Here is a 14,791-nt window from a genome sequence, read left to right as displayed (position 1 = left end):
TTTCACAATTCAATTAAAAATTAATTATTCATTTAGAAATATTAAAATATAAATGTAATTTTTTATTAAATATTTAAATGAGCCTGACTCACTTCTTTTTAAATAAGCATAAAATGCAGTTTTATTGTAACTTTATATTTCATAGAGAAATGTTTTAACAAGAATTTAAAATTTCTAGAGATAAGTGATAATTATACAAAGTGCAATAAAATAGCTAAAAAGTGCCTTTAAAGTGGTTTTTTTTGTGTTTTATGGTGGGTTTTAGCTTTATGTAGCGTTTTGTTGCGTTTTTGCATTTTTTAAAAGCTTAAAAAAATTGATTTTCCCTTGTAGGAAATTGGCTATTGAAAACAATTTGTTAGTTGATAATCTCTCACCTGCATTTTTCAGATGCGTAAAGGAATGTCTAAACGGAGTTTAAATGTAATTCAAATGTAATTATGGTTTTTGAATTATATTTTTAAAATTGGAGTTAAAGGGAAGGTATGTCTAAGGAACAAAGTGTTGCACCAAAAGAACGTATTAATATTAAATATGTTCCAAATACTGGTGATGTTCAATCAGAAATTGAGTTGCCATTAAAAACGCTAGTTATTGGTGATTTTAAAGGTCATCCAGAAGAAGCTCCTATTGAAGATAGGGAAGCGATTTCAATAGATAAAAATAATTTCACATCTGTTATGCGTGAAAGTGAGTTGTCAGTATCTGCATCTGTACCAAATAAATTGGTTGATGAAGAAGGACAAGACCTAGCTGTAAACCTTGAATTTAAATCACTTGCTGATTTCTCACCTGATTCAATTGTTAAACAAGTTCCTGAACTGAGTAAGCTAATTGAACTGAGAGAAGCCTTGGTTGCACTTAAAGGGCCTCTTGGGAATGTGCCTGCGTTCCGTTCTCGTATGCAAGATTTGCTAACTTCTGATGAATCAAGAGAGAAACTTTTAGCTGAACTTGAGCTATTAAATGATGCGGAAGAACCTGAAGTTACTGAGTAATTTTAGGTGGTTTTAATAAGGATTGTTAAAGGTAAAGAGTTATGTCTGAACAAGAACAGGTAGTAGAACAGCAAAGCCAGGCACAAGTGGGTTTGCTAGATGAAATTATGGCGCAAACTAAAATGGCGCCTGATGAAGAAGGGTACGGTGTTGCTAAAAAAGGTGTGACGGCCTTTATTGAAAACCTACTAGGCTCTGGTCAAACAATTGATATCGTCAATAAGTCTTTGGTTGATCAAATGCTTGTTGAGCTAGATAAAAAGATTGGTACCCAGGTTGATGCAATTCTGCATAACGAATCAGTTCAGCAAATGGAATCTGCTTGGCGTGGATTGAAGTTATTGATTGACCGTACTGACTTTAAAGAAAATATTAAAATCGAATTGCTTCATGCGACTAAGGATGAGTTGCTAGAAGACTTTGAGTTTGCACCAGAAACAACTCAATCAGGCCTTTACAAGCATGTTTATTCTGCTGGTTATGGACAGTTTGGTGGAGAGCCTGTTGGTGCGATTATTGGCCATTATGCTTTTACTCCTTCAACACCTGATATGAAGTTATTGCAATATGTGGGTAGCGTTGGCGCTATGGCTCATGCACCTTTCATTTCGGGAGTGGCACCAGAGTTCTTTGGTGTGGATTCATTTGAAGAGATTTCAAACATTAAAGATCTTAAGTCCACTTTTGAGAGTCCTAAATATACTAAGTGGCGTTCATTGCGTGAAACTGAAGATGCTCGTTATATCGGTCTTACAGCACCGCGCTTCTTGTTACGTGTACCTTATGATCCTGTTGAAAACCCAATTAAAGAGTTTAATTACACTGAAAGTGTGAGTGATTCTCATGAGAGTTATCTATGGGGTAATACCGCCTTTGCTTTTGCAACTCGCTTAACTGACAGTTTTGCAAAATATCGCTGGTGTCCAAACGTAATTGGGCCACAAAGTGGTGGTGCTGTTGAGGATCTGCCAGTACACGTGTTTGAATCTATGGGTGCATTACACTCTAAAATTCCTACAGAAGTACTCATCACTGACCGTAAAGACTTTGAACTGTCTGAAGAAGGCTTCATCGGTCTAACAATGCGAAAAGGCAGTGATAATGCGGCATTCTTTGCGGCAAACTCTATCCAGAAACCAAAAATCTTCCCAAATACTAAAGAAGGGAAAGAAGCGGAAACTAATTATAAGTTAGGTACTCAACTACCTTACATGATGATTATTAACCGCTTGGCTCATTACATTAAAGTATTACAGCGTGAACAGATTGGTTCTTGGAAAGAAAGACAAGATCTTGAGCGTGAGTTGAATGGTTGGATTAAGCAATATGTCGCTGACCAAGAAAACCCACCAGCTGATGTTCGTAGCCGTCGTCCTTTGCGTGCAGCAAAAATTGAAGTGCATGATGTTGAGGGTGATCCAGGTTGGTATCAGGTTTCGCTTGCTGTCCGTCCTCATTTTAAATACATGGGTGCAAATTTCGAACTTTCGCTTGTTGGACGTTTGGATCAGTAATTTATGTCATATATCGCACTTGAAGAGAGTGCGTATGGTGTCAGCTTCTTCGAACGATTAGAAGCTGGCTCGTCACTAAGGTCTGTAACTCAGGGGCCAGACCCTAGTGATGTGCTTGAGTCAATAAAACGTAATGTTAGTAATCTTCTGAATACTCGACTGGGAGAGGCTCAAAGTGCGCCCGGTTTAGGTTTGATTGATTTTAATGATGCGACTTTGGGCAGCAATGATCTTGCTGTCCAAATCAAGTTTGCCATACGTCATTGTCTTGAAAAATACGAGCCGCGTTTAAGTTGTATGGAAATACGGGTAGTTTCAGATCTCAATAGTCCTTTGAATCTAAGGTTTCAAATTGAGGCGAAAATTAGCAGTAAAGCTTTACATGAAAGCGTTCAGATCCAGTTGTTGCTAGATAATAGTAGAAAATACAGAGTATTTTAGTTGTGTCGCAGGATAAATATTTCAGGGAAGAACTTGCTTTTTTAAAAGAGCAGGGCGCGGAATTCACGCAGGTACATCCTCAGTTGTCACGCTTTTTAAATGGTGGCTCTACTGATCCAGATGTCGAGCGTTTGTTGGAAGGTTTTGCATTTTTAACAGGGCGTTTAAGAGCAAAGGTTGAGGATGAATTTCCTGAGCTAACACACTCTATTATTGGTATGTTGTGGCCTAACTACTTAAGGCCTGTTCCTAGTATGACAATCGTTAAATTTTTCCCAACGGAAAAATCCATTAGCGCGCGTCAACAAGTCCAAAAAGGGACTTATCTAGATAGTAAGCCTGTACTGGATACGGTTTGTCAGTTTCGTACATGTCGAGATATGGATGTCTATCCTCTTGAGTGTCACTCTGTTGAAACGACCAACTTTCGAGATTCATCCGAAATTAACCTAGACCTTAAAGTACTTGGTGATCAAAGGTTGGTTGATATAGATTTGGCCGATCTACGTTTTTATATAGGCGGTCAATCTTACAGTGCCCAGATGCTTTACCTATGGCTTAGTCACTACCTAACACGTATTGATATTGTGAGTGACGGCAAGCAGGTTAGTATTCCTAAGTCTTGCTTTAAGTTAGCGGGCTTTGATAGTCAGGATGCTTTACTTAGCTACCCAAAAAATGTCTATGAAGGTTATCGAATTCTGCAAGAATACTTGAGCTTTCAAGAGGCCTTTTTATTCTTTGATTTGAAATCTATTGGTGAATTCGTCAATGCATCTATGAGTGGCAATTTAACCATTCGTTTTAGTTTCTCAAAAATGATTCCAGCAGATGTCAGAATTAGACAAGAGTGTTTTCAGCTTTATTGCACACCTGCAATCAACTTGTTTGAGCATGATGCCGACCCGATTGATTTAAATGGTAAAAGCAGTGAATACAGAATAACGCCATCTAGTCGTCATCCTGCTAACTATGAAATTTTTAGTGTTGATAAAGTTGAAGGTTGGCAAGACACCCAAAATGGTAGAGAGCGCGGAAAGCCAAGGCTCTATACGCCATTTGAAAGCTTTCAGCACGAAATAGAAAGAACGCGACATAGAAAAGCACTTTATTACCGTATCCGAGTAAAAGACAGCATCCGCAACGATGGCTTTGATCACTTTATGTCTTTTGTTCGTAGCGATGAAACAACATCAGTTGGTGTGAGTGAAGCGGTTTCTCTACGTATTACCTGTAGTAATCGTCAATTACCACTTGAGTTAGGATGTGGTGATATTTGCCAGCCAACGGCAAGTTCGCCCACCTTTGCAACGTTTGAAAATATTATTGAGCCCACTCAAGCCTTAAGACCTGTGTTAGATGGCAGCTTGTTGTGGACTCTGATCTCTAATCTGTCCTTGAACTATTTATCATTACTTTCTAAAGATGCGTTAAGTGCTGTATTACGTGCTTATGACTTTAGGGCCTTGGTAGACAGACAAGCAGAAATCGTTGCCCAGCAGCGTCTTCAGGGTATTACTAAGGTGACCTCAAAACCCATTGAAAAAATTATGCGGGGCCTACCTGTACGAGGTTTGCAGTCAGAAATCACCTTGGATCAATCTGCATTTGGATCAGAAGGGGATCTTTATTTATTTGGCACTGTGCTAAGTCGTTTTTTTACCTTGTACGCCAGTATTAATTCTTTCCATGAACTGGTGGTGATTAATTCTAGTAATAATGAACGTTATACCTGGGGCGCAAAAATTGGCGTACAACCGCTAATTTAGGTGACTTTTACTATGACGACAATTTTACCGCAAGATGCTGAAAATTATAATTTTTTCCAACTGGTTGAGCTGCTTCATGGCTTGCTTGAAGAAGATCCTGAAAGTGAAGAGTGGGAACTAGCTTGCAGAATGCTTTTCACTGCTAACCCAAGTATGGGTTTTCCCGCAAGTGACGTAACTGATTTATATGCAGCTGATTCAGGCCAGGTGCAATTACAGACGACTTTTATGGGTCTATCTGGTTCACAGTCTCCTTTACCTGGCTTTTTTTTAGAGCAGATAGCATCTGAAGAAGAGGGGGGAGTAAGGCGTCCTTTTTTAGACTTTTTTAATCATAGATTGATCTCTTTGGTTTATCGCGTGTGGCGTAAATATCGCTATTACGTGAGATTTAAAGAAGATGCGAGCGATGCTTTCTCGGCTCAGTTGTTTGCCCTTGTCGGTCTAGCTGATGAGAATTTACGCGGTGAAACACCCATTAACTGGTGCAAAATGCTGTCGTATGCCGGCATGTTAGCAGGGAGAAGTCGTTCTCCACAGGTTGTATCCGGCATAGTTGCTCATTGTTTTGATCTCGAAGATGTCAGCATAGAGCAATGGGTTGTTAGGAAAGTAAAAATACCGACAGAGCAAGCCATGTGCTTAGGGCTTGCTAATGCCAGTTTAGGTGAAGACACCATTATTGGGGATGAAGTAAACGACTGTACTGGCAAGTTTATTATCTGTGTTAAAGGTTTAACGCAGGAGCGTTTTTCAGACTTCTTGCCTTCAGGAAAAGAGTATCAACCTTTTTGTAAGTTAATAGAGTTTATTTTGCGAGAGCAAATGGCATTCGATCTTGAGCTTGAATTAAAGCATGTTGAGGCCCCTTCTTTAAGTTTAGGTGGCGAAAATGGATTTTCATTGGGTTGGACTTCTTTCATGGGAAGTAATAACCAAAACAGAAAAGTACGGATACAAATAAGGGGCTAAGCGGACACGTATGTCAGACCATGATGTGATTTCGTTTGTTGTGACAAATGCACAACTGCTTGAGGCAGGGTTAACTGCTTCAACTGTATTTACTGCTAGTGGAGGCTCTATTGGCTCTGGGCTAATGGATGATTGGTGTCTGAAAGATACCGCTGGCAAGGTGAGAGAAACGCATTGTCGCATCACGTATGTTGATGGCTTCTTTTGCTTATCAGATGTGAGTAACTCTACTTATGTAAATGGTTCTTCTATGGCGATTGGCAGAAAAATCTTAGCCAAATTGAATGAGAAGGATGTATTGCATATTGGTCCTTATAAGATTCGTATCTCATTCGAAATGAGTGCTGAGGAAATGGCCGCAGGACCGCAAACGATAGATAGATTGTTTAGCGTTGATGAAGATGAGCTGAACCTAAATCGCTTTGATCTTATTGAAAATGCGGTCGAAATCCATAAAGAAATTGCTTATGACCCTTTACTGGCGCTGGATGAATTAGAAGAAGAGAACGAAGAGGTCGTTGAAAGCCTGATTGAAGAAGTAAAGCCAGACCAAGAGGAAGTCAAAAAAGCTGAGTTAGCAGGCTATCTACTCGCAAAAGATCAGGTGTGGCAAGGGCCAGAATTACTAGTTCAAGCTGATTCTGAAAGAGATTTTGATTCAGCAATTTTTTTAAAACCACATGCAAGTTCACAAGTAAGCGAACCTAAGAGCCGTTTGAAAAAGGTTGAAAGAGGGTTTTTGTCCAAAGCAAAAGCTAAGGCTGAAACCTTTAAAAAACAATCACAAAAGACGCTTACAAATCTCACTAAAAATAAGCCAACGAATTGGAATGTAGTCACTAAGGAAAGTCAAATGGACGAAGAAGTATTGGATTTATTAGAAAAAGAAATGGGCATGGATTTTAGCCAAGAGCTTCCTTCTCAGGATGCTAATCATATGGTGACAGGCCCTATTTTTCGTGGATTAGGCGTTAACGCTGCAAGTAATGATAATGCGGCTGACTTACAACTATTATCCGAAGAAATGGGAGCTTCTTTAAAAGCGGCTATTGCAGGTGTTTTGGATATTCATAAGCAGGTAGAAAGTAGTCGCTATGGTGGTATGAATAAAAATCTACAGCCTATCGAAGATAACCCTTTACGTTTGGGTATGACTTACGAGCAAACAGTGCTGACCATGTTTGACTCTAATCGTAGCCCAGTTCATTTATCGGCACCGGCTGCCATTGATGAGAGCTTAAAGCTTGTTCAGCATCATAACACTGCCGTCGAGACGGCTATTTCTGAGGCTTTGACACATATTTTAAATGCATTTTCTCCTGATGTTTTAATGCGTCGCTTTATGAATTACAGACGCCCAGGCCAAATGACTCAGGAATCTCAAGAAGAGTGGGCTTGGAATATGTATGAAAGCTATTTCAAAGAGTTAGCCTCAAACCGTCAACAAGGTTTTGAAAAGCTCTTCTGGGAAATTTTTGATCAATTCTACGATAAAAAACTACGCGATATTCAAAGGGAGAACTAAGCGTGAATATTCGTCTAGTGTGGGTGTTTTTCATGCTGGCCTTTTTGGTGGGGTGCTCTTCAAGTCCTGCTACATATGATCCTACGTTGGAGCCGACTCGCGTGACGATCAGTATGTTAGCGGATGAAAAAGTAAACCCAAACTCAAGTGGAGAGGCAACACCAATTGAATTTACTGTATTCGAATTAGAAGACGACTCCATGTTTATGTCTGCCGATTATGAACAGCTAATCGAAGACTATAAAAAGGCGTTAAGCAGTAACTATATCGATAACTATGACTATGTGCTGTTACCAAGCCAGTTCAAGTTTATTGAAGCAATTGAAATAGATGAAGACACAAATTATATCGGGATCATGGTCAGCTATTCGGATCCAGACACAAGTCAATGGAAGAAGGTTGTGAAGGTTAAGCCGTTAGGTAGAGATTATCATCTACTGACACTTTTTAAGGAAAATGAAGTGATTTTGGAAAAGGTAGAATAAGATGTCATCCAGAAATAGAGTGGTGTGGAATGAAGGGCTATTTATTAAGCCACAGCATTTCCAGCAGCAATTGCGCTATATCGAATATATGGTTGACGAACGTGTGGGCTCAATGAGTCGTTATCTATACGGTGTCACTGATATCGCGTTAAACCCTGAATATTTGAGCTTTGGCCGGATTGCGATTGAAAGAGCCGTCGGTGTCATGCCAGATGGCACTATCTTTAGAATCCCGCAAGAAGATGTACAGCCTGATGCCCTAGAAATTGCGGATGGCGGTCTAGCTGGGCAAGTTGTGTATTTGGCGATCCCATTAAGAAGTGACTCAATCACAGAAATTACTTGGCCGGACAGTACCGGTGCCGGTCGTTATCAAGCCAGCAAGGAAGAAGTTCGAGACATACATACGGTTCAGGGTGATACAACATCCATAGATGTTAGTCCGGTACGTATTCGTTTGATGCTTGAAAAGGAAGATCGTAGTGCTTATGCCTCGATTGCCATTGCTCGTATTCTTGAAAAACGACCTGATGGCAGTGTGATGCTGGATTCAAACTTTATCCCTTGTCACCTAAATGTGAGTGCTGTGCCTATTTTGCACCGATTTATTGGTGAAATGTCTGGCTTGATGCGTGAGCGAGCAAAAAATATTGCTCAGCGTATTGGTGCACCAGGTCAAGGTGGTGTGGCCGATGTGTCGGACTTTATGCTGTTACAAGCATTAAATCGTATGCAGCCGCATTTACGTCATTTGTCATTCTTAAGAAGTCTTCATCCAGAACGCCTTTATGAAAGTCTCACCTCTTTATGTGGAGAGCTCGCTTCTTTTACCGATGAAAGTCGATTACCAGCTGAGTTTGAAGCTTATAACCATGATATGCCTGTGGCTGCTTTTAATTCTGTGATGTCTTTACTACGACAATCATTGAGCATAGTGCTTGAGCCTAGGGCTGTTTCTTTGCAGCTACAAAAACGCAAATATGGCCTTATGGTGGCACCTGTTCAAGACCCTGAATTGGTTGAAGATGCTGACTTTATTATCGCTGTGAAAGCAAGAATGCCATTGGATGAACTGCGTAAATTGTTTATTCAACAAACCAAAGTGGCTTCTGTTGAGAAGATTCGTGACCTTATCTCATTGCAGTTACCTGGTATTCCGGTAACCCCATTGCCTGTTGCGCCAAGACAGCTGCCTTACCATGCTGGGTATACCTATTATCAGCTGGATAAAACTAGCCAAGCATGGAGCATGTTGCAGAACTCTAGTGGCTTTGCGTTCCATGTTGCGGGTGAATTCCCAGATATTGATCTGCAGTTCTGGGCCGTAAGGAGTAAATAAATAATGGATTATGAAGCCGAAAAAAACTACGACAACCTGTTGTTTGATGAAGTCAAAAATATAGATGGCGATCAGGATTATTGGTTTAAGTTACGCGGTTCAAACATTAATCAACTGATTGATGCGGCGACACCTTTAATGGGTATGGCCTTAAGGGTTAGACGCCTTTCTAGTTGCGATAACGTCGACAAAATCTATGAGCAAGCCGTGGAAGAAGTGAAATCGATTGAGGTGGAACTTACCGAAGCAGGCTACGAGCATGCCGTCATTCTGGCTTATCGATATGTGCTTTGCTGTTTTGTTGATGAAGCTGTGATGAATACTAGCTGGGGCGCTGAAAGCGTTTGGGCTGAACACTCTTTATTAACACGCTTCCATAATGAAACCTGGGGTGGGGAAAAGTTTTTCACCATATTGTCTCGTTTAGAAAGTGATCCAGGGCGTTATCAGCAGCAGTTAGAGTTCATTTATCTCTGTTTGAGCCTTGGCTTTAAAGGCCGTTATCGCGTGATAAATAACGGCCTAGAAGAGTACGAAAAAATAATCTCTCATCTGTATAACATTTTGCAGAAGTTGGATGAAAAAAAGCCGCAGGAGTTAACTCATGCTGCTGATCATGTCGTCAGAACTAAGTATCGACTTTCAAGACAAATGCCAGTTTGGACACTTTTTGCCGGATTTATAGGGGGCTGGAGCCTTCTGTTTGTGGGGTTTTATATCAATCTACATAACAAATCCACCGATGTTTTAGAACAACTTAACCAGATATTGCAGTAAAGGATGACCCTGTGATTCAGATCGAACTATCAAATTTAATCAGTAAGTTAAACAGCCAAACTAAGCTAGTCATGGAGCAGGCCGCGTCTAACTGTATTAGCCGTCAGAACCCTGAGGTGACATTTGAGCACCTTTTGTTTGCCATATTGGAAAACCCTTTTTCTGATATTCGAGTGATGCTGAAAAGTGCCAATTTAGATCATGTTTTAATTAAACATAAAGTGGGCGATGCATTAACAAGTGAAACAGGTAATGCGACATATCCTGCTTTTTCACCACTATTAGTAGAGCTATTACAAGATGCTTGGTTGTTATCATCAACTGAGCTAAATGAAACGGAACTTCGCTCTGGTGCTATCTTTTTAGCTGCCTTGATGCGTCCTGATCGTTATTTACCTTTTGCCTTGATCAATACGTTTCAGGCGATAAACCGAGAAACCTTGCGTAAAAACTTTACTCAGATTTTGATAGAATCTGCTGAAACTGTGCAAAATGATCATTCAGGTAAGAGTAATAAAGTCGCGCTGAATGCAGATTCAAGCTCCTTAGCTAAGTTTTGTACTAACTTCACAGAAAGAGCGAGTAAAGGTGAGCTAGATCCAGTTATTTGTCGTGATGATGAAATTAATCTGATGATAGATATTTTGTGTCGTCGTCGTAAAAATAACCCTATCGTTGTGGGCGATGCAGGTGTTGGTAAAAGTGCAGTAGTTGAAGGGCTAGCGCTTAGAATTGTCGAAGGCAAGGTGCCAGAGTCACTTCAAAAAGTAGATTTACTTTCTTTAGATTTAGGCTTGTTACAAGCGGGAGCATCGGTAAAAGGTGAGTTTGAAAAGCGCCTAAAATCCATCATAGATGAGGTAAAAGAATCGCCTACACCCATTATCCTATTCATTGATGAAGCGCACACGCTTATTGGTGCTGGTAATCAAGAGGGCGGTGGTGATGCGGCTAACTTACTAAAACCTGCATTAGCTCGAGGAGAGTTATGTACTGTTGCGGCAACCACCTGGAAGGAATATAAAAAATACTTTGAAAAAGACCCTGCCTTAACGCGCCGTTTTCAGCTTGTTAAATTGGAAGAACCAAGTGTAGATCAAGCTTGCGATATTATGCGTGGCCTTCATGGCGTGTATGAAAAAGCGCATGGCGTTTTGATTACGGATGCGGCATTAAAAGCATCGGCGGAATTATCCGCTCGTTATGTTTCTGGTCGACAACTACCTGACAAAAGCATTGATGTACTCGATACAGCTTGTGCTCGCATCGCGATTAATTTAACAGCACCACCACGCCGTCTTGCTGCGATTGATAGTCAAAGTCATCAAAGACAATTAGAAATTGATATGTTGAATCGTCAACTAAAGCTAGGACGTGCTATTGATCAAACTAGATTAGATCAACTGATTTCTGATGACTTGGCAGATAAAGAAGAGCATGACTCACTACATTTGCTTTGGACTGAGCAAAGAGCGCTGGTTGATAAGATTGTGATGGCTCGCCAGTTGATCCTGAATCCTGAAGCGCAAGAGACACTGCTAGAAACCACCTCTAATGATCAAGACGCATTAGATATGGTGACAGAAATTATTGAAGATGCCGATGCGTCTGATACTGCAGAAACTTTAGATGCTTATCTTGAACCTGTTACTGATCTCGCTGCTCTTGAAGCACTTTATCAAGAATATGATGCCATTCCTCATGATCAAAGGTTGATTCACCCAGAAGTCGATGTTGATCAAATTGCTCAGGTTATTGCTGATTGGACGGGTGTACCTGTCAATCAAATGAATACGGATGAGCTAAGTAAAATAACTCATTTACCTGAAATTCTAGGTAAGGCGATAAAAGGTCAAGATATCGCTATCTCCAGAGTGCATCGTAACCTTCTAACGGCCAGAGCTGATTTGCGTCGCTCAGGACGTCCGAAAGGTGCCTTCTTGTTAGTTGGACCAAGTGGTGTTGGTAAAACCGAAACTGTGGTTCAGCTAGCGGACCAGCTTTATGGTGGTCAGCAGTTTTTAACTACAATTAACATGTCTGAATTCCAAGAAAAACATACCGTATCACGCTTGATCGGTTCACCTCCAGGGTACGTGGGTTATGGCGAAGGTGGTGTTTTGACGGAAGCAATCCGCAAAATGCCTTACTCAGTTGTTTTGCTTGATGAAGTGGAAAAAGCGCATCCAGAAGTATTGAATTTATTCTATCAAGCCTTTGATAAAGGTGAGTTGGCAGATGGTGAAGGTCGCGTTATTGACTGTAAAAATGTGGTCTTCTTCTTAACCTCTAACTTGGGTTATCAAACTATAGTTGATAATGCTGAAACGCCAAACTTGATTGAAGAAGGTTTATATCCAGAGCTATGTGATTTCTTTAAACCTGCTTTATTAGCTCGTATGGAAGTAGTGCCTTATTTGCCTCTTGCTGAAGATGTTATTGAACAAATTGTTAGGTCGAAGTTGTCTCATTTAGAAACGCTATTTATTGAAAGGTATCAAGCGGAAGTGGTGATTGAAGATGAATTGATTGCCGAGATTATGAGACGAGCAACACGCTCTGAAAATGGTGCGCGTATGTTGGAAGCCATTATTGAAGGTCAAATGTTACCGCCAATTTCCCTTGCCTTGTTGGATCGACTGGCTGCGAGAGAAACTGTTAACCGTATTCACCTATCAGTTGTTGATGGTGAGTTTGTTGGTGAGGTGGGATAGCTAGATGAATTTATGGCTAAGGAAAGCTGTGGAGCAGGGTGAGCTTCGAGATGAGACTGCTTTAATTAATCAATACACCACAACCTTGAAGGAGCAAATAGGTTTATCTCTTGCTCATGTCATCATGCCTTCGCATGATGGCAGTCACCTTGAGGTGATAGATCACCCCCAGTCTATAAATTGGGAAGTTAATGACTTTAACAACCCTTTTTCTCATGTACTTCAGGCGGCAACGCCTATGTGTATGAGCCTTAAGAAGTTGCTTTACTGGCGTTCTGATACAGGTTTTAGCGCGCTGGTAGGTATGCCTTCAAGTGATGAAATGGTGGCGATTTATCCTTTGCCAACAGGGAATACTAAAGTTAAGGCTATGGTCTTAATGGTGGGGCCAGTGGATCAAATTACTCATCTTGATCAAGTTGTTGAGTGGCAAGAATACAGTGCAATCTTTATGAACCAATTGGGTTTTATTAAAGATATGGGTAATCAGGCAACTCAAAAGGTGGATCTTGTTGGGTCTATTGAAAGGCTTAAGAAAGAAGGAGAGCAGAAGGAAAGTGCTCTCTCTCTTGGTGGCCGATTAATTGGTTCAAGTGAACCCATGCAAAAGTTAAGGAAGCAAATCATCACAGCAGCTCAATCAACGCTGACTGTTCTAGTTCAAGGTGAAACGGGTACAGGTAAGGAGCTAGTAGCGCGTGCTGTGCATGATTACTCAAGCCGCAGTGATCAGCCTTTTATCGCTATTAACTGTGCTGCCATTCCTGAAAACCTACTCGAAAGTGAGCTTTTTGGTTATGAGAAAGGGGCATTTTCTGGTGCTGATAGTAAGAAAGTTGGTTTGGTTGCTCAAGCGAATGGTGGCACTTTATTTCTGGATGAAATAGGAGATATGTCACCTTCTTTGCAAGCTAAGTTGTTACGGGTACTTGAGACTTGTCATTACCGTGCGCTAGGTGCAAAAGAAGAGATGTCATCTGATTTTAGGTTGGTGGCTGCAACACACGTTAACTTGCTGAAATCTGTGCAGTCAGGTGATTTTAGGCAAGATCTTTATTATCGACTTTTCCAATACCCGTTAATGCTACCTGCTCTGTCTAAACGACCTGCTGACATACCTGAGTTGGCGTTTAAATTTATCGAGCAATTCAATGAGAAGCACCATACCAGCGTTCGCGGTATTAGCTATTCAGCTTTGGATTTATTAAAGCAATGTAACTTACCTGGAAACGTGCGTGAGTTGAGACATTTAATTGAGTTTGCATGTATTCAAACTGAAGATAATGACGAAATTAAGCTGAGCGTGGTGAGAGATAGAGTTCAAAATTTATTGGTATTTGATAACCCTACTCATGTTGTAGAGACCTCTATCTCCAGCGCATCGAATTTAGAGCGAATTAGAGATTTGAAGCGGGCATTAACAGGTTATGAGATAGATATTATTCGTAGCCGATTAATTAAGTTTGGCGGCGATAGAGCAAAAGCCGCAGAAAGTTTAGGGATTCCAAAGCGTACCCTAGCGCATAAGTGTTTAAAGCTGGAGATTGAAGCATGAGGGTGTCATTTCTTTGTATCTATATTTTTTTAAGCCTTTCAGCTAATGCATGGGCACAAGATAACCAAGCGATGGAAGACATTGGTTTGCTGAAAGGGTTAGGTGTAGCCGGTGTTGAATGTAGTTTAGTGGCTTCAAGGCTGGCAAGGTTAAGTTGCTTCGATGATGTATTTGGTACTGAATTTGAAGTAGATGAAGTGGTTAAATCTAGCTTGCCGATTAAAGAAAGGGCGATGAGCTCTGAGTTAGAAAGGGAAGATTCTTCGGCTTTTAAAATTACCTATGGTGATACACCTGAATTGAATGACAGCATTTGGGTAACGTCTTCCGCAATGCCTAACTTAGAGGAATTAGGGAAACATAAGGGGAGTTCTACTCAGCCTTCAACCCCAATTTTAATGCTTAGCTGTCTTGAAACAATTAGCCGAGTTGAGTTGGTGTTACCGCAAAAACTGCAAGATGCCAGAGTGAAAATTAGTATTTTTGGTGATCAAAAAGATACGCAAACTTGGGTTAGCGACGAAGAAGGTTTTGTTCTTAGAACTGGTCGAGGTGTGCCTGCGATTAAGGCAATGAAGGCGATCATTTCATCTCGCTCTTTAGTTTTAAGATCTAATTCACCTGTCATTGATGGTCTTAGGTTTGACTCATTAAACCTAGCTAGCACGATTAAACCAATTCGTGAAAAGTGCGACTGGTAGG

12 protein-coding genes are annotated in these 14,791 nt (G+C 40.6%); all 12 read left to right on the top strand.

Annotation, left to right across the window (positions count from 1 at the left end):
• Nucleotides 1-485 precede the first annotated feature (485 nt).
• Genes tssB through vasI form a run of 12 tightly spaced genes read left to right on the top strand, consistent with a single transcriptional unit; the run spans nt 486 to nt 14,790 of the window.
• Nucleotides 486-998, top strand: a complete 513-nt coding sequence (tssB, locus tag OA91_RS01370; RefSeq protein WP_063337718.1) for a type VI secretion system contractile sheath small subunit — start codon at nt 486-488, stop codon at nt 996-998.
• A gap of 41 nt (nt 999-1,039) precedes the next feature.
• Entirely contained in the window at nt 1,040-2,512 is a 1,473-nt protein-coding gene (tssC, locus tag OA91_RS01365; protein WP_063337717.1) for a type VI secretion system contractile sheath large subunit, read from the top strand.
• Between the two features lie 3 nt (nt 2,513-2,515).
• Nucleotides 2,516-2,953: a type VI secretion system baseplate subunit TssE gene (gene tssE / locus OA91_RS01360; protein WP_063337716.1), complete on the top strand. Its 438-nt coding sequence runs from the start codon at nt 2,516-2,518 to the stop codon at nt 2,951-2,953.
• Nucleotides 2,954-2,955: 2 nt separating this feature from the next.
• On the top strand, nt 2,956-4,722 hold the full coding sequence (tssF, locus tag OA91_RS01355; RefSeq protein ID WP_063337715.1) for a type VI secretion system baseplate subunit TssF: 1,767 nt from the start codon (nt 2,956-2,958) through the stop codon (nt 4,720-4,722).
• Nucleotides 4,723-4,734: 12 nt separating this feature from the next.
• The gene (gene tssG, locus OA91_RS01350) at nt 4,735-5,694 is read left to right on the top strand and encodes a type VI secretion system baseplate subunit TssG (RefSeq protein ID WP_063337714.1); all 960 of its coding nucleotides are present in this window, start codon (nt 4,735-4,737) and stop codon (nt 5,692-5,694) included.
• Nucleotides 5,695-5,704: 10 nt separating this feature from the next.
• A complete protein-coding gene (gene tagH / locus OA91_RS01345) occupies nt 5,705-7,219 on the top strand; it encodes a type VI secretion system-associated FHA domain protein TagH (RefSeq protein WP_063337713.1) in 1,515 nt (504 codons plus the stop codon).
• A gap of 2 nt (nt 7,220-7,221) precedes the next feature.
• Nucleotides 7,222-7,704 (top strand): type VI secretion system lipoprotein TssJ, encoded by a 483-nt coding sequence (gene tssJ, locus OA91_RS01340; protein ID WP_063337712.1) that lies wholly within the window; start codon nt 7,222-7,224, stop codon nt 7,702-7,704.
• Nucleotide 7,705: 1 nt separating this feature from the next.
• Complete coding sequence (tssK, locus tag OA91_RS01335; protein ID WP_063337711.1) at nt 7,706-9,043, top strand: type VI secretion system baseplate subunit TssK; 1,338 nt, start codon at nt 7,706-7,708, stop codon at nt 9,041-9,043.
• Between the two features lie 3 nt (nt 9,044-9,046).
• Nucleotides 9,047-9,820 (top strand): type IVB secretion system protein IcmH/DotU, encoded by a 774-nt coding sequence (icmH, locus tag OA91_RS01330; protein WP_063337710.1) that lies wholly within the window; start codon nt 9,047-9,049, stop codon nt 9,818-9,820.
• An 11-nt stretch (nt 9,821-9,831) separates the two neighbouring features.
• Nucleotides 9,832-12,534 (top strand): type VI secretion system ATPase TssH, encoded by a 2,703-nt coding sequence (gene tssH / locus OA91_RS01325; protein WP_063337709.1) that lies wholly within the window; start codon nt 9,832-9,834, stop codon nt 12,532-12,534.
• A gap of 4 nt (nt 12,535-12,538) precedes the next feature.
• Nucleotides 12,539-14,089, top strand: coding sequence for a sigma-54 interaction domain-containing protein (locus OA91_RS01320; protein ID WP_063337708.1), 1,551 nt, complete (start codon nt 12,539-12,541; stop codon nt 14,087-14,089).
• Nucleotides 14,086-14,790: a type VI secretion system-associated protein VasI gene (vasI, locus tag OA91_RS01315; RefSeq protein ID WP_063337707.1), complete on the top strand. Its 705-nt coding sequence runs from the start codon at nt 14,086-14,088 to the stop codon at nt 14,788-14,790. Before OA91_RS01320 ends, vasI begins: the two co-directional genes overlap by 4 nt.
• Nucleotide 14,791: the final 1 nt, after the last annotated feature.

Origin of the sequence: Marinomonas sp. SBI8L (genome assembly GCF_001624705.1) — a bacterium.
GTDB lineage: Bacteria > Pseudomonadota > Gammaproteobacteria > Pseudomonadales > Marinomonadaceae > Marinomonas.
Note: the sequence above shows the minus strand (reverse complement) of the source record. Positions and strands in the feature narration are given on the sequence as shown.